20 protein-coding genes are annotated in these 23977 nt (G+C 64.6%); 14 read left to right on the plus strand and 6 right to left on the minus strand.

All coding sequences use genetic code 11. From position 1 onward, the window contains the following. Window positions 1–262 precede the first annotated feature (262 nt). Both EC86_RS0119055 and EC86_RS0119060 read left to right on the plus strand, forming a co-directional pair. Window positions 263–1375, plus strand: a complete 1113-nt coding sequence (locus tag EC86_RS0119055) for a response regulator (RefSeq protein WP_029527462.1) — start codon at window positions 263–265, stop codon at window positions 1373–1375. Further along, window positions 1372–4761 (plus strand): response regulator, encoded by a 3390-nt coding sequence (locus EC86_RS0119060; protein ID WP_029527463.1) that lies wholly within the window; start codon window positions 1372–1374, stop codon window positions 4759–4761. The genes EC86_RS0119055 and EC86_RS0119060 overlap by 4 nt, the downstream gene beginning before the upstream one ends. Here the strand turns inward: EC86_RS0119060 and phhA are convergent. Then, window positions 4758–5618, minus strand: a complete 861-nt coding sequence (phhA, locus tag EC86_RS0119065; RefSeq protein ID WP_029527465.1) for a phenylalanine 4-monooxygenase — start codon at window positions 5616–5618, stop codon at window positions 4758–4760. The genes EC86_RS0119060 and phhA overlap by 4 nt on opposite strands. Continuing rightward, entirely contained in the window at window positions 5618–6733 is a 1116-nt protein-coding gene (gene hppD, locus EC86_RS0119070) for a 4-hydroxyphenylpyruvate dioxygenase (RefSeq protein ID WP_029527466.1), read from the minus strand. Before hppD ends, phhA begins: the two co-directional genes overlap by 1 nt. A gap of 110 nt (window positions 6734–6843) precedes the next feature. On the opposite strand from hppD, the gene EC86_RS0119075 reads away from it, so the two are divergent. Together EC86_RS0119075 and EC86_RS0119080 are read left to right on the plus strand one after the other, a co-directional pair. Continuing rightward, a complete protein-coding gene (locus EC86_RS0119075) occupies window positions 6844–7317 on the plus strand; it encodes an Lrp/AsnC family transcriptional regulator (RefSeq protein ID WP_029527467.1) in 474 nt (157 codons plus the stop codon). A gap of 224 nt (window positions 7318–7541) precedes the next feature. After that, complete coding sequence (locus EC86_RS0119080; RefSeq protein WP_029527468.1) at window positions 7542–8282, plus strand: GNAT family N-acetyltransferase; 741 nt, start codon at window positions 7542–7544, stop codon at window positions 8280–8282. Between the two features lie 228 nt (window positions 8283–8510). Here EC86_RS0119080 and tnpC read toward each other — a convergent pair whose 3' ends face one another. The 3 genes from tnpC to EC86_RS0119095 all read right to left on the minus strand — a co-directional run bounded on the left by tnpC (window position 8511) and on the right by EC86_RS0119095 (window position 11969). Continuing rightward, on the minus strand, window positions 8511–9941 hold the full coding sequence (gene tnpC / locus EC86_RS0119085; protein ID WP_232229797.1) for an IS66 family transposase: 1431 nt from the start codon (window positions 9939–9941) through the stop codon (window positions 8511–8513). Between the two features lie 100 nt (window positions 9942–10041). Next, on the minus strand, window positions 10042–11022 hold the full coding sequence (locus EC86_RS26330; protein WP_232229938.1) for a lipase secretion chaperone: 981 nt from the start codon (window positions 11020–11022) through the stop codon (window positions 10042–10044). Continuing rightward, on the minus strand, window positions 11019–11969 hold the full coding sequence (locus EC86_RS0119095; protein ID WP_036772416.1) for an esterase/lipase family protein: 951 nt from the start codon (window positions 11967–11969) through the stop codon (window positions 11019–11021). Before EC86_RS0119095 ends, EC86_RS26330 begins: the two co-directional genes overlap by 4 nt. A 399-nt stretch (window positions 11970–12368) precedes the next feature. On the opposite strand from EC86_RS0119095, the gene EC86_RS0119100 reads away from it, so the two are divergent. Further along, on the plus strand, window positions 12369–13244 hold the full coding sequence (locus EC86_RS0119100; RefSeq protein WP_029527474.1) for an HlyC/CorC family transporter: 876 nt from the start codon (window positions 12369–12371) through the stop codon (window positions 13242–13244). 37 nt (window positions 13245–13281) lie between these two features. Beyond that, entirely contained in the window at window positions 13282–14928 is a 1647-nt protein-coding gene (gene lnt / locus EC86_RS0119105; protein ID WP_084181448.1) for an apolipoprotein N-acyltransferase, read from the plus strand. A gap of 5 nt (window positions 14929–14933) precedes the next feature. Here the strand turns inward: lnt and EC86_RS0119110 are convergent, their stop codons facing one another. Further along, window positions 14934–15854: a LysR family transcriptional regulator gene (locus EC86_RS0119110; protein ID WP_029527478.1), complete on the minus strand. Its 921-nt coding sequence runs from the start codon at window positions 15852–15854 to the stop codon at window positions 14934–14936. 271 nt (window positions 15855–16125) lie between these two features. On the opposite strand from EC86_RS0119110, the gene EC86_RS0119115 reads away from it, so the two are divergent. The 8 genes from EC86_RS0119115 (at window position 16126) to EC86_RS0119150 (ending at window position 23962) form a co-directional block, all read left to right on the plus strand. After that, window positions 16126–17142 carry a type II asparaginase gene (locus EC86_RS0119115; RefSeq protein WP_156955413.1) on the plus strand — a complete coding sequence of 339 codons (1017 nt, stop codon included), beginning with the start codon at window positions 16126–16128 and terminating at the stop codon, window positions 17140–17142. A gap of 142 nt (window positions 17143–17284) precedes the next feature. After that, window positions 17285–18211, plus strand: a complete 927-nt coding sequence (gene glyQ / locus EC86_RS0119120; RefSeq protein WP_029527481.1) for a glycine--tRNA ligase subunit alpha — start codon at window positions 17285–17287, stop codon at window positions 18209–18211. Window positions 18212–18214: 3 nt separating this feature from the next. Continuing rightward, complete coding sequence (gene glyS, locus EC86_RS0119125; protein ID WP_029527482.1) at window positions 18215–20365, plus strand: glycine--tRNA ligase subunit beta; 2151 nt, start codon at window positions 18215–18217, stop codon at window positions 20363–20365. Between the two features lie 7 nt (window positions 20366–20372). Further along, window positions 20373–21029 (plus strand): hypothetical protein, encoded by a 657-nt coding sequence (locus EC86_RS0119130; RefSeq protein ID WP_051676070.1) that lies wholly within the window; start codon window positions 20373–20375, stop codon window positions 21027–21029. After that, the gene (gene gmhB / locus EC86_RS0119135) at window positions 21026–21592 is read left to right on the plus strand and encodes a D-glycero-beta-D-manno-heptose 1,7-bisphosphate 7-phosphatase (protein WP_029527486.1); all 567 of its coding nucleotides are present in this window, start codon (window positions 21026–21028) and stop codon (window positions 21590–21592) included. Before EC86_RS0119130 ends, gmhB begins: the two co-directional genes overlap by 4 nt. Before the next feature lie 110 nt (window positions 21593–21702). Beyond that, window positions 21703–22470: a lysophospholipid acyltransferase family protein gene (locus tag EC86_RS0119140; RefSeq protein WP_029527488.1), complete on the plus strand. Its 768-nt coding sequence runs from the start codon at window positions 21703–21705 to the stop codon at window positions 22468–22470. A 116-nt stretch (window positions 22471–22586) separates the two neighbouring features. After that, window positions 22587–23408 (plus strand): M48 family metallopeptidase, encoded by an 822-nt coding sequence (locus tag EC86_RS0119145; RefSeq protein WP_084181591.1) that lies wholly within the window; start codon window positions 22587–22589, stop codon window positions 23406–23408. Between the two features lie 113 nt (window positions 23409–23521). Then, entirely contained in the window at window positions 23522–23962 is a 441-nt protein-coding gene (locus EC86_RS0119150) for a response regulator (RefSeq protein WP_036772424.1), read from the plus strand. Window positions 23963–23977 lie beyond the last annotated feature (15 nt).

Genomic DNA, 23977 nt, shown 5'->3' on the forward strand with positions numbered 1-23977 from the left:
ACCCCGGAAAAGTCCAGATTTCGCCTTGAAGTAATGCTTAAATTTGCAACATTTTAAATAAAAGCTTGTTTATTTGTGACAATTGAGATTAGTGATGTAAAAATCTAAGGTTGCCAATTTTTCAAAAACAAAAGACACGTGTCGGGCATGAATCGATGGCCGCATGCCTCGAGAGTTTTGCCGACACCCTGGGCCTTGGCCGAAAAAGGCTGGTCCGGTAGCCTCCAGCACGGTCAGCTTTCAAAAATTATCGAGAATAGTCATGCCCCTGATCGTGGTGATTGATGATGATGCCGGCACGCGCCTGCTGGTCAGCAAGGTGTTGAAGAAGGAAGGCTACCAGGTCGTCGCCGCAGAAGACGGCGCCAAGGGCCTGGCGCTGATTCACGAACACAAGCCCGACCTGGTCGTCAGCGACGTGCAGATGCCGCTGATGGATGGCTTCGAGGTGCTCGACCAGGTGCGAAGCGACCCGTCGCTGGCGGCCACGTCGGTGATTTTGCTGACCTCGCTGCAGGACCGCAGCTACATGCGCCTGGGCATGACCACCGGCGCCGACGACTACCTGACCAAGCCGTTCGCGCCGCAAGAGCTGCGCGAAGCCGTGAGCGCGCAACTGCACAAGCGTGAGCGCGCCGAAGCCATGCGCACAGAGGGCGTTGACAAGGCGGTGCAGCTGGCGCTGGACGAGCAGCGCCACAAGATTGGCGCGCTGTATGAAAGCCGCATGGTCAAGGCGCTCAGTGCCCAGTGGCCCGACAGCAGCACGGCGCCAAGCAGCGAGAAGTTTGCCAGCGCCACGGTGCTGTATGCCGACATGCGCGACTACGGGCTGTGGACACAGGCGCTGAGCAGCAGCGAACTCAGCGAGATCGTCCAGCTGCTCTACAGCAGCGTTGGCGACACGGTGTATCTGTTCGGCGCGCATTACATGCAGTTTGTCGGCGACGGCATGCTGTGCATTTTTGTCGATGCCGCCGACACCCAGTCCGTGAACCACGGGTTGCGGGCGGTCCGCGCCGCGCTGGGGCTGACGAATGCCACTCGTCGCATTGATGCCCATGCACAGAAAAACCTGGCCGGCCGCGGACTGCCGAAGTTTTCGCTGGGCGTGGCGCTGCACAGCGGTCCGGTGGCCTTTGCCCACCTGGACGGCCTGATCAGCCGCACCGGCCAGACCACGCCGGTGGGCGACACCGTGACGGCGGCCCTCAAGCTGTTCCACGGCGAGCCGCGCCTGCCCTGGTCGGTGGCGGCCAGCGTGCAGGCGTATCGCCTGGTCACCGGGGCGGTTCGCACCGGTGACCGCGCCCTGGTCCAGGTGCCGGGGCGCAGCCAGCCGATGGACACACTGGAAATCCTGGGCCTTGCGTGAGTTCAAGCCTGACGCCTCCCAGGACGTTCTCGCTGCGGACGGTGCTGATCGCCAGCCTGCTGCTGTTCTCGCTGCTTCCGGCCGCCACCGTCGGCTGGTTTTTGTACCGCAGCAATGTGCAAAGCGTGCAGTTGCTGTCGGGAAAAATCATCGAGGACATGACCGAACGCATCAAGACCGATGTGGAAAACCATCTGGCGCAGGCCCATGTCGTGCTGAACGGCATGGTTCACGCGCAACCCGATGCGTCGGCCGTGCTGCGCGCGCGCCAGCTGATCGAGTCGCCCGAACTGTTCGAGCAGACCGCGTTCGCCATGACGCGCGTGACACCCGATGTTCCCCGTATGTACCTGGGAAGCCATCGCGGGGATTTCCTGGGGGTTGACACCTTCACCCGGGACGCCGCCACCCTGGTGCGCGTGAGCGAGCGCAAGGCGGGCGGCGGGGGCCGGCGCTTTTTCACCGCCGAGTCACCCGGCGACCGCCAGCATGAACTGCCCGCCGAAACCAGCAACTTCGAGCCGCGCAACCGGCCCTGGTACCAGGCGGCGATGCAAAACAAGGGGCGGGCCTTCACGCCGATTTCGGTTTCTTCGAATGACCCGCAACTGCGCCTGACGCTGGCGCAACCCGTCTACGACACCGATGGCGAGGCGCTGGGCGTGTTTGCCGTGGACCTGCCGCTCAAGCGTCTGAACCAGATGCTCCAGAGCATGCGGATCAGTTCCCATGGCACGGTGTTCCTGCTGGACGAGCAGGGCTTTTCCGTGGCCAACTCGGCCGGCGATGAACTCTTTTCCAATGCCTCCGGTCAATTGGAGCGCTACAAACCGCTGCAAAGCCGCAACGCCATCATCCGGCAGGCCTACGGGGAGACCGTCTCCAGCCTGGGGCAAACCCTGGAGTCCAGCGTGCAGCGCGTGTCCTTCCTGCGCCGCATTCCCATCCAGGACGATACCCTGGTGGTGGCCTTGAAACCCTTCGGTGAAAGCATGGGCGTGCGCTGGAGCCTGGTGGTGGCCGCTCCCGAAAGCGACTTCACCGCAGCGACGCAGGCGGCCCTGAAGGGCACGCTGGCCGTGACCGCGCTGATCCTGGCGCTGGGCGCGCTGCTGGCCATTGCGCTGGCCTGGCGGCTGAGCCTGCACTTCCGGCGCCTGGGCGAAGCGGCGGCGCTGCTGGGGCGGGACGAAGTACCGCCCACGTACCGGGCCAGCCGCATTGACGAAGTGCGCCAGCTGTCCCGGTCCCTGCGTGACAGCGCCCGCGAGCTCAAGCGCAACCGTGCGGCCATCCAGGCGCAGACCGTGGCCCTGCACGAAGCCAACGAAACGCTGGAAGACCGGGTGGCGAGCCGCACCGCCGAGCTGAACGCCTCGCGTGACGAAGCCCTGGGCGCCGCCCGCGCCAAGGCGGCGTTCCTGGCCGCCATGAGCCATGAAATCCGCACCCCGCTCAACGGCGTGGTCGGCATGACCACGCTGCTGGCCGACACGCCGCTGGACGCCGAGCAGCGCGACTATGTCCACACCATGCGCATTTCCAGCGACCAGCTGCTCGGCGTGATCAACGATGTGCTGGATTTTTCCAAGATCGAGTCGGGCAAGCTCGAACTCGAGGACGAGGCGCTCAACCTGCTGGCCACGGTTGAGGAAGCCTGCGACATCGGCGCGCCGCGCGCCCGTGAAAAAGGGCTCGAACTGCTGGTGGACCTGGGCGACGGCTTGCCCGGCTGGGTGCGCGGCGACGTGACGCGCCTGCGCCAGGTGCTGCTCAACCTGGTGAACAATGCGGTCAAGTTCACCGACAAGGGGCAGGTGGTGGTCTCGGCCCACATGCTGGAGGACTTCAGTCCGGACCAGGGCGCGCTGATCGAGTTCCGTATCAAGGACAGCGGCATCGGCATTGCGCCGGACCGGCAGGCCGCCCTGTTCCAGTCCTTCGTCCAGGTCGATGCCAGCACCACCCGTAAATACGGCGGCACCGGGCTCGGCCTGGCGATCTGCAAGCGACTGGTCAAGCTGATGGGCGGGCGGGTCGGGCTGGAGTCGGCGCCCGGCCAGGGTTCGACCTTCTGGTTCACCGCCCGGCTCGGCCATGCCGAGGCGCCCGAAGTCGCCATGCTGTCGGGGCTGCACCTGGTCAGCCTGGCCGGCCAGCAGGTCGCCGTGGTCGATGACACGCCGCTTAACCTGCGCATCCTGGACAAGCAGCTCAGGCGCTGGGGCATGACGCCGATGCTCTTCGAGAGCGCCGCCGAAGCGCTGGACTGGCTGGCCGGGCATCGGGTCGATGTGGTGATCAGCGACATGCACATGCCCGAGATGGACGGCCTGAGCTTTGCCCGGCTGCTGCGCGAGCGCATGCCGGCCACGCCCATCGTGCTGCTGACCTCGGGCACCATGCCGACCGGCGAGCCGGCCCGGGTGTTCGATGCGCGACTGCTCAAGCCCTACCGCCAGTCACAGCTGTTTGAGGCCCTGGCGCGCGTCACGTCTGCCCCAACAGCTATTGAAAAAGTAGCAAGGGCCGAGCCGGTCGCGGTCCGCGACCAGTTCATCCTGGTGGCTGACGACAACGCCATCAACCTCAAGGTCGCGCTGGCCATGCTGGCCAAGCTGGGCTACGAGGCCGCCACGGCGGTCAACGGTCGTGAAGCCGTGGACATGGTCGATGCGTCGCTGCGCACCGGCCCGGGCGAGCCGCCGCGTCAGTACGCCGCGATCCTGATGGATGCCAACATGCCGGTGATGGACGGCTTTGTCGCCTCGCGCCTCATTCTGGCCGCGCACGGCGCGCTGGCGCCGCCGCTCATCGCGCTGACCGCCTCGGTGCTCGAAGAAGACCGCCAGCGTTGCCTGAAAGCTGGAATGATCGGCTTTTTGCCCAAGCCGCTGCGCATTGACGAGCTGTCCGAGGCGCTGGCGCGCTATGCCCGGCAGCCCGGGCACGAAAATGCGACAGAAATCATCGCGCTGGAGGCCCTGCCTGCCGCGCAGGAAACGCCTGCGGGCCTGGAGCCGCAAGCCGAGCTGATCGACTGGAGCCGGCTGGAGCAGTTCCGGGAGTTTGACGATGAAGACCTCAGCATGACGCGCGAGGTGGTGACGCTTTTCATCACCGAGATGCCCCAGCGCACCGATGACATCCACCGAGCCCTGGATGCCTGCGACAGCGCCGTGCTGTCGCGTGCCGCGCATGCGCTCAAGGGCGCGGCGTCCAATGTAGGCGCGCAGGCCCTGAGCGATGCGTGCGCCGCCCTGGAGCAGTCATGCCGGGACCAGTGGCCTGCGGATGCGGCCGTCCAGGTGGCGAGGCTGATGACCCTGGCCGACGGGACCTGCCAGTCGCTCGGCGAGTGGCCCGCCGCGCAGGCGCTTGCCTAAAGGGTTTGCGAACGCCCTGCGTTCAGCGCCTGGTAGAGCGGCCTGAAGTCGGGCTGGGTCAGCGCCCGCAGCGTGTCGAAGCTGTCGATCACGAAGTATTGCTGCTGGTAGCTGTCGATCTTGTAGCTTGACGCCATGCAGCGCAGCAGGTCCGGCGTGTCCCGCAGCGGCGTGCGCTGCGCTTCGCGCGACTGCACGCAGTAAGCCAGCTCGCCCGGGCTGCTCAGCAGGCCCGCGCCATAGGCCCGGACCTCGCCGCCGGCCCGCTCGTCGCGCATCAAGCCGAACTCGATCGTGTACCAGTACAGGCGCGACAGCATTTCCACCGCGCCTGGCACCGGCTCCGGCGCGTGTTCCAGCGCATGCGCCTTCAGCGCGCCTTCGCCATACGCCTGGATGTGGTCGGCATAGCGCGGCTCGAACAGCAGCGGCACATGGCCGAACAGGTCGTGAAACAGGTCCGGCTCGACGATGTATTCAAACTCGGCCGGCGTGCGGATCCAGTCGGTCACCGGAAACTTGCGCGCCGCCAGCAGGCTGAAGAAGGGCACCTCGGGAATCAGCCCCGGCACGCCGACCAGCTGCCAGCCGGTCGCCCTGAACAGGCGCTCGTTGATGTCCTCGAAGCGCGGGATCGCATCGCTGGCGCCCAAGTGCGGAAGCGCGTCGATGAAGGCGCTGCATGCCAGCCCCGGCAGCAGCGCCGACTGCCGCGCATACAGGCGGCGGTAGGTGTCATGGTGCGCGGCGCCGTAGGCGGCATGGTCTTGCGCACAGGTGTAGTCGCTCCCCGCTCGGCTGTAGTCGCCGCGCGGCGGGCGCTCCGACTCCCCATAGACGGCAGGTTTGACAGCCATCATGCTTTCTCCAGCACGCCACGCCGCATCTGGTCCAGCTCGATGCTTTCGAACAGCGCCTTGAAGTTGCCCTCGCCAAAGCCCTGGTTGCCCTTGCGCTGGATGAATTCGAAAAAGATCGGCCCGAGCTGGTTCTCGCTGAAGATCTGCAGCAGCAAATCGCCCGGCTTGCCGTCCACCAGGATGTTGCGCGCCCGCAGCGCGGCCACATCCTCGCCATGGTCCGGAATGCGCGCATCGAGCAGCTCGTAGTAGGTGTCGCCGGTGGACAAGAGCTTCATGCCGGCGAACTGCAGTGCGTCCACCGTCGCCAGCAGGTCGTCCGAGCCGAGCGCAATGTGCTGGATGCCTTCGCCCTGGTAAAGGTCGAGGTATTCCTGGATCTGGCCGGCCTTTTCGTTGCCTTCCTCGTTGATCGGGATGCGGATCTTGCCGCAGGGGCTGGTCATGGCCTTGCTTTTCACGCCGGTCGCCTGGCCTTCGATGTCGAAGTAGCGCACCTCGCGGAAGTTGAACAGCCGCTCGTAAAACCCGGCCCATTCGGCCATGCGGCCCCGGTGTACGTTGTGCGTCAGGTGGTCGATGTAGGTCAGGCCGTGGCCGGCCGGGTTCAGCTCGGCGCCGGGCAGGGGCTCGAAATCGACGTCGTAGAAACCGATGTTGCCGATGTCGCCCGGCTGGGCGCCGTTCTTGCCGCGCCACTTGTCGATGAAATAGATGATTGAGTCGCCCACGCCCTTGATCGCCGGAATGTTCAGCTCGCCCGGCGCCGAGGTGTGGGCGTAGCCCCAGGCACCGAGCGAAATCGCGCGTTCGTAGGCCGCCTTGGCGTCCTGCACCCGAAAGGCGATGGCGCAAACGCTTGGCCCATGCTGACGGGAAAAACGCTGCGCAAACGAATCGGGCTCGGCATTGACGATGAAGTTAATCCCGCCCTGGCGGTACAGCAGCACATTCTTGTGCCGGTGCCGGGCAATCGCCTTGAAGCCCATGCGCTCGAACACCGCGCCCATGGCCTTCGGGTCGGGTGCGGCGTATTCGATGAATTCGAAGCCGTCGGTGCCCATCGGGTTGTCCCAGGCGGCGCCAGCTTCGGTGGAAAGAGGCTTGTTCATGTTTGTCTCCGGTAATGGTGCCTCCACTCTAGGGGCGAAGGCGGTATGGATTCATGCAAATCAAGGCGCGTAACCCGTGCTGCGCGCAGGAAAGCTGCAAAATAAACCCCATGGAGACACTTGACAAGCTCGACCGGCAGATTTTGCGCAGCCTCCAGTCCGACGGCCGCGCCACCTACGACCAGCTGGCCGCAGAGGTCGGCCTGTCGCCCAGCGCGGTGCTGCGGCGCGTCAAGCGGCTGGAGGAAACCCGCGTGATCGACCGCTACGTGGCGCTCATCAAGCCCGAGTCGGTCGGGCTGGGGCTGACGGCCTACATCACCGTGCGGCTTGAAAAGCACCTCGAAAGCCACAAGCGCAGCCCGATGGACCTGTTTCGCGCCAGCGTGCAGACTTGGCCCGAGGTGGTCGAATGCGCGGCGCTGACCGGCGAGATGGACTATCTGCTGCGCGTGCTGGTCGCGGACATGGCGCACTACAGCCGCTTCATCATGGACACGCTGCTCAAGCACGCCAGCGTGCAGGACTGCAAGACCAGCTTCGTGCTCGACCGGGTGAAGTCCACCACGGCCGTTCCCTTGTGACGCACTCCGCACGGCTGCCCGCCCGGCGCCGCCAAATGACGTTGCTGCACTGCAACATTTTTGTGTCGGTAGTATTACCTAGCGTTGCTATGCTTTATATAGCTGATAGTGCTTTCTGGTATTGCGCAAGAGCCTGTTTTCTTGCTGATTCATGGCTTGCCGGGCGCTGTAGGGCTTTACGCTGTTAGCACGAGCTATCTAGGGATAACCCTTATATTTAAGCCATGGTTCATCCCGGCACACTTCTAAAAGCTTCCTTCATGGCGAGCAAGGCGTTTTTCCGCTCGCCAGCGCAGGACAGCGCGCCCCGCCTCGCGGTGGCTCAGGGCGCGCCGTCGTCGGTCGTGGTGCCGATCCGATCCATCGGCCCAAGCCACACCGAGCGGATCACCGCGCACCTGCTGGCGCTTGAGCCCCGGGACCGCTACCTGCGCTTTGGCTATTCGGCCAACGACGAGCAGATCAGGCGCTATGTGGCCGGGCTCAATTTCGAGCGCGATGAAATCTTCGGCATCTACAACCGCAAGCTCGAACTGATCGCCATGGCGCATCTGGCTTTTTCCATCGACCCCGAACTCCAGAGCTGCGCCGAATTCGGCGTTTCCGTGCTGGCGCATGCGCGCGGCAGGGGCTATGGCGCGCGCCTGTTCGACCGGGCCGCGATGCATTCGCGCAACGAAGGCGTGCAGATGATGTTCATCCATGCACTGAGCGAAAACACCGCCATGCTCAACATCGCCCGCAAGGCCGGCGCCACGGTCGAGCGCGACGGTCCGGAAACCGAGGCTTACCTCAAGCTGGAGCCGGCGGACCTGGACTCGCGCATGAGCGAAATGCTCGACGAGCAGATCGCGCAGACCGACTACCGGCTCAAGGTGCAGGCCAAGAAGTTCTGGGACTTCCTGGCGCTGCTCCAGGAAGTACGTCGCGGGGTGCGGGACAGCCGCGACCGCATGCGGATGTAGCCCTCACGCCCGTCGCTGCGCGTACCGCGCGCCAGTGTCGCGTCAGGCGCAAACTGCCGGTTCTCGCTGGCCATCGCCGCGTTGCAGCCCTTGCTGCGGTCTGCGCCTTGCGCTGCACGCCGCTGGCGACGCGACACTAGGGTGTCAACAAAGGGGGGCATGCCCTTGCCGCAGGACTGGCGAGGCTCGGTTGTTCGGTGAATTCGGGTGTTTTTGTGACTGTTCAGCCTACGCGAGCGCCAGGGCCTGTCCCGAGAAGACGGCGCGCATGGCGTGAAGCATGCCAAAGCCTTGCTTGCGCGCGGTGTCCAGATAGGAGCGGATGGTGCAGAAATTCTGCGCGCCCGGCAAGGTACGAAAGCAGCCTGAAATTCTCTGCTTGACCTTTGGCATGCGAATGGCGCGCTCGGCCAGGTTGTTGGTAAAGGGCACACCCAAATCGCGCATGAAGCGCAGTACCTCCTGCTCTCGCTCCAACAGCCGGCGCAGCAGGTTGAAGGCACCTGACTGCTTGGCCCGGCCACGTTGTCCTAGCGCCTTGGCCGCTGGCAGGTTTTGCGCCTGGCCTTCCTGCACCAAGGCGCGGTATTGGCTGGCAAAGACCTCGACCTGCACAGCCTGTAGTGCCGTATCGGTCTGACGCGCCGCCTTGCAGGCTTGGTCAGCGGCCAGCAACAACTCGATAAGGCCCTGGGGCCACGCTTGCGCAGTGGTCTCTTTTTGATAAATCAGCTCGCGCAGTAAGTGTGCGCCGCACAGCGAGTGCGCGCACTCCAGGCTCCAGTAGGGCGCCCAGCAGTCGTGCACCAGCGTGCCCGCGTAGTTGGGCAGCACCCCATGGTCGGCTATTGCTTGCATGCCCCGCTTGGGATGCACGCCGTACCAAGTGTGGGTGGCCGTGGCGGCCGTATGCAGCCACTGCAGGCAAGACGCTACGCGCAGGCCCGATTCATCGACATGCACCACCGCTGCGGCCTGCACGCTTTGCACGATGGCCTGCACCGTGGGCACCAGCGCCTGCGCGGCCTCGTGCACCCACTGCACCAGCGTGGCCGGCGAGATGTCCAGTCCATACAGGTCCTTGATGAGTTCGCCCGCCCGCGCGAAAGGCAGCAACTGGCCCTGCGTCAGGTGCACCGCCAGCGCCCGCACGTTCGGGCCGTATTGCGCGACTTCACACACTTCGGGCGCAAACTCGTTCTCGTGGAGCTTGCCGCACGGGCAGCGCAGTTGCAGCGTCTGGAACTCCACCACCTCAAAACGCACGGCCGGGATGTCAAACACCTGGCCGCGCCGGTGAACTTGCGCATCACTATTGGACAGCGTCGCCTGGCAGGCATCGCAGCGCTCGGGCAGCGCATGCCGGATGACGATGTCTGGCCTGTCTGTTTGCTCCAACGTCTTGCCCGCGTGCCCGGCCTGACCGCCCGGCTTCCTGCCCGAGGCCACGCGCAGCGAGGTCGTCTTTTTCAAGCCGTCCGAAGATGGCGGCTTGCTCGAGTTCTTGCTGTTCTTCGATGCCTGGCCTTCGAGCTCCTTGATGCGCAAACGCAGTCTTTCGACTTCGCTCGTGAGCGCCTGCACTTGCCCTTGCAGCGCTTGGGCTTTCTCGTTCATGGCCTGGAGCGTCAGGTCGGCAGTAGCGTCTGGTTCTTGCACGGCTTCAAGTTTGACATAAACCCCTTGGGCTGCAATTCAGGAGGGCTGAACAGTCACGTGTTTTTTACCGCTACTTCGCAGGACGGCCGCGCCAGACTGTTCAAGGGCGCTGGCCGCCGCCGCCCTGGGGCTGCTGCCTGAACGCCAGCGCGGCTTCAATGCGCAACTGCTCTTCGGCGGAAAAAAGCTGCTGGCCCAGTTGCTCAAGCTGTGCCGGGCTGGCGCTGCTCTTTTTCGCCATGGCGTATTCATCCAGCCGCGCCTGCCAGCTTTTTTCCTCGCTGTCGAGCAGGGCCAGTTGACCGGCCGCAGCGTCGCCGTATTGCGCGCGCCGCTGAGCATAACGCTCCTGCGGGCTGGCACCGCGCGCTTCAAAAGCTGCGGTTTGCAAGGCCAGCGCCTCATGCGCGAGCAGGCCCGCGCGGGCAGTGCGCTGCGCATCGCCCAGTTCCGCCTCGGCCTGGCGTACTGCCTCCTGCTTTTGCGCCGGCGCCAGCGTGGCGTTGCGCTCTATTTCCAGCCGAGCCAGCGTGAAACGGTCCAGTTCTTCCTCGGCGGCAAACAGCGCGCCGAGCTCGCCGCTGTCGAAATGTTTCTCGCGCAGGCGCTGGCGCGCTTCCAGCGCAATGCGCAAGGCCCGGGGATCACCGGTATCGGCCGGTGCCTTCAATTCGCCCAGCGCCACGCGGTAATCCACATACCGCTCAAGCAGGGCCAGCGCGCGCGCATGGTTGGCAGCAGAAAAATGTTGCGCCAGCCGTGCGGCCATGCGCTGCTTTAGTACCGACGGGGAAGCGGCATCGCCGGCCTCCAGCAGCAGTGCCTCGAATTTGAAGCGCAGGTCGTCGCTCAGGAAGGCATCGGCTTGCGCGCCGGCTGCGTCTTGTCGCGGCGCGGGCGCCGGAGACATGACTGGAGGGGCTGCACTGGACCTGCCGGCGCCGCCGGTGCCGGTGCCGTTCGAAGCCGCCTGCGCGGACGGCGTGGCCGAAGCCGGCGCGTCGCCAGATGCCAGCCACCACCCCGCAGCCAGCACGGACATGGCCGCTGCCGCCAGCGCCGCTGCGCGCTGCCCGATCACAGGCTGGCTTGCTTCAGGCGGTTGGCATGCTGGCGGTACAGCGTGACCGGATCGGCCGAGAACCAGTCGCGCAGGCCCAGCACCTGGTTGACTTCATCCAGGTGGTTTTGCCGGTAGTCGCCCAGGTGTTTTCCAAGGCGCGACGAGCAAGCCGACACCAGGCCGTCATTGGCCTGGCCAAACGTCAGACTCATGATGCCCAGCGGACCGTCGCTCACGTCCAGCACATTGGTCACCGGCTGCGTGCCGGTCCAGGAGTAATAGCGCACGCCATTGACCAGTTCCGGGCCGCTGCCGCAGTCGGCTGGCAGGGCTTGCGGGAAGCGCTGGTTGAATGCGAGGGAGCCGGCGGTGCTCAGGGAATTCAAGGCGGCCGTCGGCGTCTGCGGCAGGCCGGTGGCCCCCGAGCCCAGGTTGATCAGCGCGACGAAAGCCTTTGCGGCATTGTTGACCACCGTTTCGGGCAGCGAGCCGGCCGGCACCGTGCCGCGCAGGATGTCGGCCACGCGCGAGCCCTTGTTCACGCCGCCTATCGACGTCACCGAAGCCACCAGGCCGGGCGCCACGCCGGCCACATAGCGGATGGTCGGGCCGCCGTGCGAATGGCCGACCAGGTTGACCTTCTTGGCGCCAGTGATCGCCATGATGTTCTTGACCTGCGCCAGCAGTTGCTCGCCGCGCACTTCGGTGCTGTTGGCGGCCGACACCTGCGCCACGAAAACCCGCGCGCCGTCCCGTTGCAGTGCCGAAGGAATGCCGTAGAAATAGTCCACGCCCAGGAACGAGTCGAAACCGAACAGCCCATGCACCAGCACGATGGGATAGCGGGTCTGGGTATAGCCGGCCTGCGCCTGCGCCATGCCCCCCGGCAGCGCCAGGCCGATGGCCAGCGCAAAACCCGTCAGGCGCAAGGCAGCGCGGAAGCGGCGGACAAGATAACTGAACATGAAGTCTCCTTTTTGGTATAAAAACGAACGAGCGTGCTTTTTGTCAAGGTGAATTATTTCCAATAAACGTGGAGAGCCGCCATCAGGAGTTACCCGCGAGGGGTAAATACCCTTGGAACGGCCTGTCGCCCAGCGTGGTCTTTGGGCGGATGAAAAGGCTGGACGAGGGCGTTGCCCAGACCGGCTATGGGTCTAAAGTTCAGGCACCGCAAGTGCTGGAATTTCTGGCGGTTTTTCCAGGAAGGCAGGCGCGGTGGCCCTTGGCGTCTTGGGCGCCGCAACTTCGCGCGCTGACGCTGCCTTGCGCAAGATCCCCGCGTATTTGGGGTACCCCCAGCGGTCAAGCTGGAAAAATTTTCGGCTATCCTAGAGCGCTTCTCCACTACCGACCGCCCTTACGTGTCCGATGTTCCTCCCAGTCGGTCTTCCAAGACCGAAGACAAGCGCGGCTTTTTGCAAAAGCTCGCTGAAATGCTCCACCCCGGTCCTGACTCCAAAGACGAGCTGATCGAAACCCTGGTGGAAGCCCAGGACAACGATGTCATCGGCCAGCAAAGCCGCGAAATGCTTGAAGGCGTGATCCGCATGGCCGACATGACGGCCGGCGATGTGATGGTGGCCGCGCCGCGCATGGACCTGGTGAACATCGACGCGCCGTTCGACGAACTGCTGCACCTCATCATCGACACCGCGCATTCGCGCTTTCCGGTCTATGAGGATGAAAAGGAAAACATCATCGGCATCCTGATGGCCAAGGACTTGCTGAAACTGCAGCGCGCGCCCGAGCTCAACATCCGGGCATTGCTGCGGGCGGCGGTGTTTGTGCCTGAAAGCAAGGGGCTGAACGAGTTGCTGCGCGAATTCCGCGTCAACCACAACCACCTGGCCGTCGTCATCGACGAGTTCGGCCGCGTCGCCGGCCTGATCACCATCGAGGATGTGCTGGAGCAGATCGTCGGCGAGATCGAGGATGAATTTGACATCGAAGAAGACGCCGGCGACATCTTCGCGCTGACCGACCACACCTACCGCGTGAGCGGCGACACGGCGGTCGAGCGGGTCAACGAGTCGTTCGAGGTGCTGCTGCCGGAAACCGATTTCGAGACCATCGGCGGCCTGGTCGCGCACGAAATGGGCCATGTGCCCAAGCGCGGCGAGCACTACGCGCTGGCCGGCCTGCAGTTCACCGTGCTGCACACCAAGGGCGGCGCGGTGCGCTGGTTCAAGGTGTCGCCAGCGGCCGCCATGGCCGTCCCGGCGAACGACGCGCCGTGACGCCGCGCATCAGCTGCCTGTCCGGGCTGTCGGGCACATGAGGTCTGCAGCGGCGGTGCGCTTCGGCCAGCCCGGCATCCGGCGGATCGAACCGGCAGGCGACCGGCTGGCATGGCTTCAATTGGCCATCGTCGTGGCCGCCGGCTGTTTCCATGCCGCCAGCATGGCCTGGCCTTTTTCCTTTGGTCTCCCCGCGCTTGGTCTGGCGCCGGGCCAGCCCGTGGGCTGGCTGCAGTTGCTGGCGCTGGCGCTGCTGGCCGGGCAGCTCGATGGCGCGCGCGACTGGCGGCGCGGCGCCTGGCTGGGCGGACTGTTTGCCGTCGCCATGCAGTGCGCGACCTACTGGTGGCTGTTCATTTCCCTGCATGTGTACGGCGGGCTGGCCGCGCCGCTGACGGTGCTGGCGATTGTGCTGCTGGCTGCATTGCTGGGGCTGTATTATGCTGCTGCTTCTGCACTGTTTGTGGCGTTTGCGCCCGTCCAGACTGCGTGGCGTGCTCTGTTTTTTGCAGCGATGTGGCTGCTGGCCGAACTCGCCCGGGTCAAGTTCTTCACCGGCTTTCCGTGGGGCGAGGGCGGTTATGCCCATGTGGACGGCTGGGCCAGGCCGCTGGCCGCATGGGTCGGCGTACACGGGCTGACCTTCATGGCGGCGGGGGTCGCCGCCTGGCTGGCGTTCTGCCTGCTGGCGCCGCAAACCCGCTGGCGCTCGGCGCTGGCCGGCGTGCTGGCGAGTGCCGCCGTGGCCTGGCTGCCGGTCTTCAATGTCGGCGACGTCGAGCCCGATCCGGCGCTCCTCAAGCCGATGTCGGTCACGCTGCTGCAGGGCAATATTCCGCAGGACGAAAAATTCGTCGCCGGCACCGGCGTGGCCACCGCGCTCGGCTGGTATGGCGAGCAACTGCAGAACGCCAGGGGCGCGCTGGTGATCGCGCCCGAGACGGCGCTGCCAATGCTGCCGCAGCAATTGCCCGACGGTTACTGGCAGGCGCTGCGGGCGCGTTTTTCCACCGGCGACCAGGCCGCGCTGATCGGCCTGCCGCTGGGCGACTTAAACACCGGCTATTCCAATTCGGTGCTGGGCTTCAGGCCCGCGCTGCCCGGCCAGGCGGCGCTGTCGCAGCCTGAGCCCTACCGTTACGACAAGCACCACCTGGTGCCTTTCGGCGAGGTCATTCCGCCCGGTTTTCACTGGTTCATCCGGCTGATGAACATTCCGCTGGGCGACTTCAACCGGGGCGAAGTCGGCCAGCCGTCTTTTGCCTGGCAGGGCCAGCGCCTGGCGCCCAACATCTGCTACGAGGATCTGTTCGGCGAGGAACTGGCCGCGCGCTTTGTCGATGGCCCTCAAGCGCCGACGGTGTTCGTCAACATCAGCAACATCGCCTGGTTCGGCAACACCGTGGCGATCGACCAGCATCTGCAGATCTCGCGCATGCGCGCGCTGGAGTTTGGCCGGCCGATGATCCGCGCCACCAACACCGGCGCCACCGTCATCATCAACCGCCTGGGCGAGGTCACGCATTTGCTGCCGCGCCACACCCGGGGCGCGCTCAGCGGCGACGTGCAGGGCCGCAGCGGCATCACGCCCTATGCCTGGTGGGCCGGGCGTTTCGGGCTTTGGCCGCTGTGGGCGCTGGGCCTGGCGGCGCTCGGGCTGGCCTTACTGGGCCGGCGCCGCTGAGTGGTTCATTCCCGGCGGGGCGGCGGGCTGTTTTCCATCATCTGGTGCAGCAAGCCGGGCAGCATGCCCACCATGCGCAGGGCGTCCTGGCTGGGCGGCGTGCTGGTGGCCACATACATCTGCAGCGAAATCGACGCAAAGTCATGCAGCGGCACGGCCCTGAGCGACGCGTCGAGATTGCGGGCGGTCAGGAAGTCAACCACCGTCCAGCCCATCCCCCGCCTGACCAGTTCCAGCGCCAGCCGCGAGGTATGCACCTGCAGGCCTGTCGTTGCCGAGTGGCCCAGGTGGCGGGCCAGTGCGTCAATCGACTGGCACATCGGGTCTTCGCCCACCAGCCTGACCAGCGGCATGCTGGTCAGGAAAGTCATCGGGTTCTGACGCCGCGCCCGCACCGCGCGCTCCCAGAGGTCGGCCTTGACGACCAGGTGCAGCAGCCCGCTCATCAGCACGGTATTGGTCAGCAGCGGGTGCGGATGGGTGTAAAAACCCAGCGCAAAGTCCACGCGCCGGGTCAGCAGCGCCTCGACCATCTGGTCCTGGTGCAGCGTGCGCACCTCCACATTGACGAGCGGATAGCGCGTCAAATGCTTTTCCAGCACCAGCGGCAAGAACTCATGGCTGATGGACGGAAGTGCCGCCAGCCGCACCTGTCCGCCATCGACCTGGCGCAGGTTGATGGCCATGCGCTTGAGTTCGTCGAGCTTGCGGTGGATCACGGTGGATTCTTCAAACAGCACCCGCGCCTCGGGCGTGGGCGCCAGCGTGCCCTTGGCCCTGACGAACAGCTTGTAGCCCAGCTGCAGCTCGGTGTGCCCGATGGTTTTGCTGACCGCCGAAGGCGTGATGCAGATCAGCCGCGCGGCCGCGCTCATGTTGCCGGTTTGCATGACGGCCTGAAAGACTTCGAGTTGCCGGAGGTTCATGGCGGCCGTGCGTAGGGTGGGCAGGACGGAGGGGTGTGAGTTTTGGTCACACCCGGCGCCGCATTATGCATCGCCATGTGCTGCCGGCCTCATTACGATGGGCCAGCCTTGGCGCCCTGGTGTCAAGACCGAGCAAGGTCTTGAGGGCATGACCCTTGCATCAGCCCCTCTGGCAATCCTGAAACCCCTGTCAACCTTTGAGAAACACTTCATGCAAACGCAACTGCAACTGAAAATCGCAAAACTCGTGACCGGCCTGGGGCTGGCCGCCATGGCTTCCCTGGCCATGGCGCAGTCCGCCAAGCCCAATGTGGTGATTCTGGCCACCGGCGGCACGATTGCCGGCGCAGGCGCTTCGGCCCTCAACAGCGCGACCTACGCGGCGGCCAAGGTACCGGTGGACAAGCTGCTGGCGGGCTTGCCCGAACTGGGCAACGTGGCCAATGTGCGCGGCGAGCAGGTGGCGCAGATCGCCTCCGAAAGCTTCAACAACGAAACCCTGATGAAGCTCGGCAAGCGCGTCTCGGCCCTCGTCAAGCAGGCTGATGTGGACGGCATCGTGGTGACCCACGGCACCGACACGCTTGAAGAAACCGCCTACTTCCTGAACCTCGTGGTCCGCACCAGCAAGCCCATCGTGGTGGTCGGCTCGATGCGTCCCGGCACGGCGCTGTCCGCCGATGGCGCGCTGAACCTGTTCGACGCAGTGAGCGTGGCCGCCAGCCAGGACGCAGCGGGCAAGGGCGTTCTGGTCACGATGAATGACGAGATCAACAGCGGCCGCGACGTGGCCAAGCTGATCAACATCAAGACCGAAGCCTTCAAAAGCCAGTGGGGACCGCTCGGCATGGTGGTCGAAGGCAAAAACTACTGGTTCCGCGCGCCGGTCAAGCTCCACACCGCCCAGTCCGAGTTCAACATCGACGATTTCGAGACGCTCGCGCCGGTCGAGATCGTGTACAGCTACGGCAACGTGTCCACCACCGCCGTGGACGCCGTGGGCAAGTCCGGCGTCAAGGCGCTGATCCATGCCGGCACTGGCAACGGCTCCGTGGCCGCCGCCCTGGTGCCGTCGCTGCAAGCCATTCGCGCCCAGGGCGTGCAGGTGATCCGCTCGTCCCGCGTGCCCGCCGGCTTTGTGCTGCGCAACGCCGAGCAGCCCGATGACAAGTACGACTGGGTGGTCGCGCACGACCTGAACCCGCAAAAAGCCCGCATCCTGGCCGCCGTGGCGCTGACCAAAACCAACGACAGCAAGGAGCTGCAGCGGATTTTCTGGCAGTACTGATGCGTGCAGCTAGAAGGCCGCCGCAAGGCCTTCAGGCGCCCGTGACGTGTAAAAGCCCCCGGCATGGCCTGTACCGGGGGCTTTCTTCATTGGGCGGTGACGATAATAGGCGGCTATACGTTTTTTGCCACGGCCCTTTTTTATGCTCACTTTCCAGCAAATCATCCTGAAACTGCAGTCCTACTGGGCCGACCAGGGCTGCGCGCTTTTGCAACCCTATGACATGGAAGTCGGCGCCGGAACGTCGCATACCGCTACGTTTTTAAGAGCGCTTGGCCCCGAGCCGTGGAAAGCCGCTTATGTGCAGCCGAGCCGCCGCCCGAAAGACGGCCGCTATGGCGAGAACCCGAACCGCCTGCAGCACTACTACCAATACCAGGTCGTGCTCAAGCCGGCACCGAGCAACATCCTGGAGCTGTACCTGGGCAGCCTCGAAGCGCTGGGCTTCGATCTGAAGCAAAACGACATCCGCTTCGTCGAGGACGACTGGGAAAACCCGACGCTGGGCGCCTGGGGCCTGGGCTGGGAAGTCTGGCTCAACGGCATGGAGGTGACGCAGTTCACCTACTTCCAGCAGGTCGGCGGCATCGACTGCAAGCCGGCCACCGGCGAGATCACCTACGGCCTGGAGCGCCTGGCGATGTATTTGCAGGGCGTGGACAACGTCTACAACCTGACGTGGACCGAAGGCTTGACCTACGGCGACGTGTACAAGCAAAACGAGGTCGAGCAATCGACCTACAACTTCGAGCATTCGGACACCGACTTTTTGTTCACAGCCTTCACCGCGCATGAAAAGCAGGCGAAATACCTGATCGAGCAGCAGCTCGCCCTGCCCGCCTACGAGCAGGTGCTCAAGGCCGCGCACAGCTTCAACCTGCTCGACGCGCGCGGCGCGATCAGCGTGACCGAGCGCGCCGCCTACATGGGCCGCATCCGCACTGTGTCGCGGCTGGTGGCGCAGAGCTATTTAGAGAGCCGCGAGCGCCTGGGTTTCCCGATGGCGCCGCGCGAATGGGTAGCGCAGATGACAAAAGCAACCACAACGACCACGAAGAAGGGCGCCTGAGCCATGACCACCCAAAACCTTCTGGTCGAACTGTTCGTCGAGGAATTGCCGCCCAAGGCTTTGAGAAAGCTGGGCGACGCCTTTGCCGGCGTGCTGGCCGAGCAGCTCAGGGCGCTGGGGCTGGCCACGGATGAGTCCGTGGTGACGGCTTACGCCTCGCCGCGCCGGCTGGCCGCGCACATCAGCCACGTCTGGCTCAAGGCCGACGACAAGGCGGTGCAGCAAAAGCTCATGCCGGTTTCCGTGGGGCTGAACGCCGCAGGCGAGGCCACGCCCGCGCTGCTCAAAAAGCTGCAGGCGCTGGGCGCCGACCTGTCCGATCCGATTGCTGCCGTCGCCGCGCTGAAACGCGCGCCCGACGGCAAGGCCGAAGCGCTGTTCTACGACAGCCTGGTGACCGGCGCCACGCTGGACACCGGCCTGCAAAAGGCGCTGGAAGAAGCGCTTGCCAAGCTGCCGATCCCCAAGGTCATGAGTTACCAGCTCGAAACCGACTGCGAACTGCCCGGCTGGACCAGCGTGAACTTCGTGCGTCCGGCGCACGGGCTGGTCGCGCTGCACGGCAGCACCGTGGTGCCGGTGAAGGTGCTGGGCCTGAAGGCCGGCAACACCACGCACGGCCACCGGTTTGAAGCCGCCGTCCACCCGGTGGTGCTGGCGGACGCCGACAGCTACGCGGTGACGATGGAAATCGACGGCGCGGTGATTGCCAGCTTCGCCCAGCGCAAGGCCGAGATTGCCCGCCAGCTGCTTGATGCTGCCGCTGAACTGGGCGGCGGCGTGCAGCCGATCGAGGACGACGAGCTGCTCGATGAAGTGACGGCGCTGGTCGAGCGGCCCAATGTGCTGGTCTGCGAGTTTGAAACAGAGTTCCTGGGTGTGCCGCAGGAATGCCTGATCCTGACGATGAAGGCGAACCAGAAATACTTTCCGCTGCTCGACGCTGGCGGCAAGCTGACGAACCGTTTTCTGGTCGTCAGCAACATCAGCCCCATAGACGCCAGCGCGGTGATTGGCGGCAACGAGCGCGTGGTGCGCCCGCGCCTGGCCGATGCGAAATTTTTCTTCGACCAGGACCGGAAAAAGACGCTGGAATCGCGTGTTGCCGGGCTGGACAAGGTGGTGTATCACAACAAGCTGAAGTCGCAGGGCGAGCGCGTCGGGCGCGTTCGCCAGATCGCTCGCGATATTGCCCGCTTGCTTAACGATGCAGGTGTAACGGACGCCTACAGCTTGAATGCAGATAACGCAGCAATGCTGTCCAAAGCGGATTTGCTGACAGATATGGTCGGCGAATTCCCCGAACTGCAGGGCACCATGGGCCGCTACTACGCGCTCAACGATGGCCTGAGCCAAGACGTGGCCGATGCGATTGAAGACCATTACAAGCCGCGCTTTGCAGGCGATGCGCTACCGCGTGGCATGACCGGCGTGGTCGTCGCGCTGGCCGACAAGCTGGAAACGCTGGCCGGCATGTTCGGCATCGGCAACCTCCCCACCGGCGACAAAGACCCGTTCGCGCTGCGCCGCCATGCGCTGGGCGTGATCCGGATGCTGGTGGAAAAAAATTTACCGCTGCAATTTGCCGAATTGACGAACATCGCATTTGCAGCTTTCCCGCGTGGAATGCTGGGCGATGCGCATAGCGATGTTTCGATATTCCTTTTCGAGCGGCTCAAAGGCTACCTCAAGGATGGCGGTTACTCGCCGAATGAGGTGGATGCCGCGCTAAATGCGCCTGCCATGAGCGTATGGGCTGACATTCCCCCGCGCCTTGCCGCCGTGCGATCCTTTGCCCTCTTGCCCGAAGCCCCCGCCCTGGCCGCAGCCAACAAGCGCATTGGCAACATCCTGAAAAAAGCCCAGGAAGTGGACCCGCATGTCAGCGAACTGCTGCTCAAGGAGCCCGCTGAAATCGCCCTGTACGCGGCGATGAAGGACATCGTTCCTGCTGCCAACGCGCAGTTCGATGCCGGCGACTACGCTGCGTCGCTGCAAACCCTGGCGGCCCTGCGCGCGCCGGTCGATGCCTTCTTCGACGGCGTGATGGTCAATGCCGAAGAACTGGACCTGCGCCTGAACCGCCAGGGCCTGCTCAAAAGCCTGCACGACGCCATGAACCGGGTGGCCGACCTGTCGCGTCTGGCGGCCTGAAGCGGCCATGCCTTCCACCGAACCCTTGACGCGCAGCGGCTTGAATCCCGCCGCCAGCGGCTGGACTTCGCAGCGCACCGCCTGGCTGCTGTTCGGGCCGCCGGCGTTCATGGTCGCGGTGCGCTGGCTGCTGCAACTGATGGACGACCGCCAGAACACCGTGCCGGCGCTGGCGCTGGCGCCGGTGTCCACCACGGCCGGCACGCTGGACCTGCTCTGGCCCGTGGCCCTCGTGCTGGCCTTGCTCGTTGCGGCGGGGCTGGTCATCCACCGGCTGGGCTGGCGGCGCGTCATGCCGGTAATTGGCGCCGTTTGGCTATTGCTCTGGCTGGCCGGCAGCGGCGCGCTGGTGCAGCGACATTTCAACCGGCAGGGGCTGGTCTTGCAGGGCATGACGGCCGCAGCGCCCGCGCCAGTGAAGGCCCGGGTCGTGACCGCCCAATCCAAGCCGGCCAGCCTGCGCAGCCTGGGCGGCACCGAACTGGTGCTGCAGATCGATGGCCTGGAAATTCCCAATCGCCTGCTGATTGGCGATGCCGGCGCTGCAGCGCTCAAGCCCGGCGACACGCTGGCGCTGCAACTCGCTCCCGGCCGCTTCGGCGGCCTGTTTGTCACCGGCTGGCAGGCTGCGCCGCCGGTTTCCCCCATGATGAAAATCCCATGAAACTCGTCATCCTCGACCGCGACGGCACCATCAACAGCGACAGCGACGACTTCGTCAAGACGCCCGAAGAATGGCTGCCGCTGCCCGGCGCGCTCGAAGCGATTGCCCGGCTCAACCATGCCGGCTGGCATGTGGTGATTGCCTCCAACCAGTCGGGTCTGGGGCGCGGCCTGTTTGACGTGGTATCGCTCAATGCCATGCATGCCAAGATGCAAAAGCTGCTTGCCTTGCAGGGCGGGCGGATCGACGCGGTGTTTTTCTGCCCGCACACCGCCGATGAACACTGCAACTGCCGCAAGCCCCGGCCCGGGCTGTTCGAGCAGATCGGCATGCGTTTTGGCGTGCAGCTCGCCGGCGTTCCGACCGTTGGCGATTCGGTGCGCGATGTGCAGGCCGGTGCGGCGGCCGGCTGCGAGCCGCACCTGGTGCTCACCGGCAAGTCGGAAAAATACCGGGGTTTGGCGCCGCCCGAAGGCTTGCCGCCGGGCACGCTGGTGCATCTGGACCTGTCGGCCTTTGCCGATTGCATCCTGGCGCGTGCGACACCACCGGCGCCGGTATGAAAAAGATAGCTGCTCGCGCATATGCAGCCTGCGCAAAAGGCATAAAACATTGTGCATCCTGCGCTTATTAAAGCCCCCGGCCTTTCCAACCCACCTTTGATACCACCGCCATGCCCCTGATTCGCTCCCTTTTGCACATGCTGTGGCTGATCCTGACCGTCATTCCCTGGGCGCTGTTCGTCGTCATTGCCTCGCTGTTCGTCAACAGCACGACGATGTACTGGATGTGCGCGCGCTGGCTCAAGCTGGCGGTGGACAGCGGCACGGTCATCCTGGGCATCCAGAACCGGGTGACCGGCATGGAAAACCTGCCGACCGGCGAGAAAAGCGCCGCCGTGCTGCTGGTCAAGCACCAGTCCACCTGGGAAACGCTGACCATGCCGGCCATCATGCCGCACCCGCTGGCCTATGTGTTCAAGAAGGAGCTGCTCTACATCCCGTTCTTCGGCTGGGCGATGGCGCGCATGGACATGATCCATATCGACCGCAGCCAGCGCACGCAGGCCTTCAGCAAGGTGGTCGAGCAGGGCAAGCGGCTGATGGCGCAGGGCACCTGGGTCATCATGTTCCCCGAGGGAACGCGCATCAACCGGGGGCAAAAAGGCGTGTACAAGTCGGGCGGCACGCGCCTGGCCATCGAAACCGGCGCACCGGTGATCCCGATTGCCGTGACCTCGGCCAAGTGCTGGCCGCGCAAGGCCTTCATCAAGAAGCCGGGCATCGTCGATATTTCCATCGGCAAGCCGATTCCCAGCGCCGGCCGCAAGCCCGACGAACTGATGCGCGAAGTCGAGGCCTGGATCGAGGCCGAAATGCGCCGCCTCGACCCCGAGGCCTATGCCGGGCGCGACGCCGTACCGGCCCGGCCGCGTTCCTGAAAGCCGCGCGGGTGGCTGCCACAGCGCGCAGGCGGGTCCAGTTGACGTTTGATTTTTTCTTGCCCGAACCCGAACTGCCCGCCGGCGCCAGAAAATCGACTGATTCAGCATCAAATATGCCTTTTCCGCACGTGGATATTGCGCATGCAGCTATGGAAGTAATAGCAGAGCCGGTTTTGCCGGTGCCAGTCGCTTTTCGCCATCCGCGCGCCACGCGCGAGATCGTGCTGGCCGGCCAGCTGGTGGCCTTTGAACTCAAGCGCGGCAAACGCCGGACCATCGGGTTTTCCGTGGGCCAGGATGGCCTGTCCGTCAGCGCGCCGAAATGGGTGCTGCTGCCGGAAATTGACCAGGCAGTGCTGGGCAAGTCCGGCTGGATTGTTAAAAAACTGATGGACACGCGCGAGCGGCACCGCCAGCAGGAATCGCGGCGGATCGACTGGCAGGACGGCGCCGTTTTTCCTTTCCTGGGCGAGCCGGTGCGGCTGGCGCTGGATGCGCACCAGCCGCACAGCGCCCTGGACGGCGAAGCCGCAGGCGCCGGTGCGGCGCGCGTCCTGCGTCTCAAGCTGCCCGCAGACGCCGGGCCGGTCCAGGTTGAACGAATGGTGCATGCCTGGGTCAGACAGCAGGCCTTGCCAGTTTTTACCGCCAGGCTGGATTTTTTTGCGCAGCAGCTGGGCGTGCAGTGGCGCAAGCTCAGCCTTTCCAGCGCGACGACCCGCTGGGGCAGCGCCAGCAGCAGCGGCGCCATCCGGCTGAACTGGCGGCTGATGCACTTGAAGCCAGCCTTGATCGACTATGTGGTGGTACACGAACTCAGCCACCTGCGCTTCATGGACCACAGCCCCCGTTTCTGGGCCACCGTGCAAGGCGTCATGCCCGAGCACGCCGCCTTGCGCCAGCAGCTCAGGGACGAAGTGCTGCCGCAAGGATAAATTCAAAAAATAAGTCAACGGCAATTTGTAAAAAATAGAAAATGGTGAAACTTCAATAAAATCAGAAAACAACCAAAAATGGCTAAAATTCATGATTAACTATGGAACCAAGCATGTCCGATAAGCTGATACTTGTGGTGGAAGACAACCCGGACCACCTTGAGCTGACGGTGCTGACCCTTGAGGAACTGGGCGTTGGCGCAGAGATCGCCGTGGCCTGTGACGGCGCCGCAGCGCTCGACTACCTTTTTGGCCAGGGAAAGCATGCAGGTCGCGATGTCCGCAGGCAGCCGTCCTTCATCCTGCTGGACATGAAGCTGCCCAAGCTGTCGGGGCTCGACGTGCTGCGCAGCGTTCGCAGCAATCCGCTGACCTCGCTGGTTCCGGTGATCATGCTGACGTCGTCGAGTGAGCACTCGGACATGGTCGGCTGCTACCAGAGCGGGGCCAGCAGCTTTGTGCGCAAGCCCGTCGATTTCATCGACTTCACCGAAAAACTGAACCGTCTGCAGGCCTACTGGCTGGATGTGAATGAGTCACTGGCGGCGGTCTGACGCCATGGCTGACTA

Origin of the sequence: Polaromonas glacialis, from assembly GCF_000709345.1 — a bacterium.
Classification (GTDB): domain Bacteria; phylum Pseudomonadota; class Gammaproteobacteria; order Burkholderiales; family Burkholderiaceae_C; genus Polaromonas; species Polaromonas glacialis.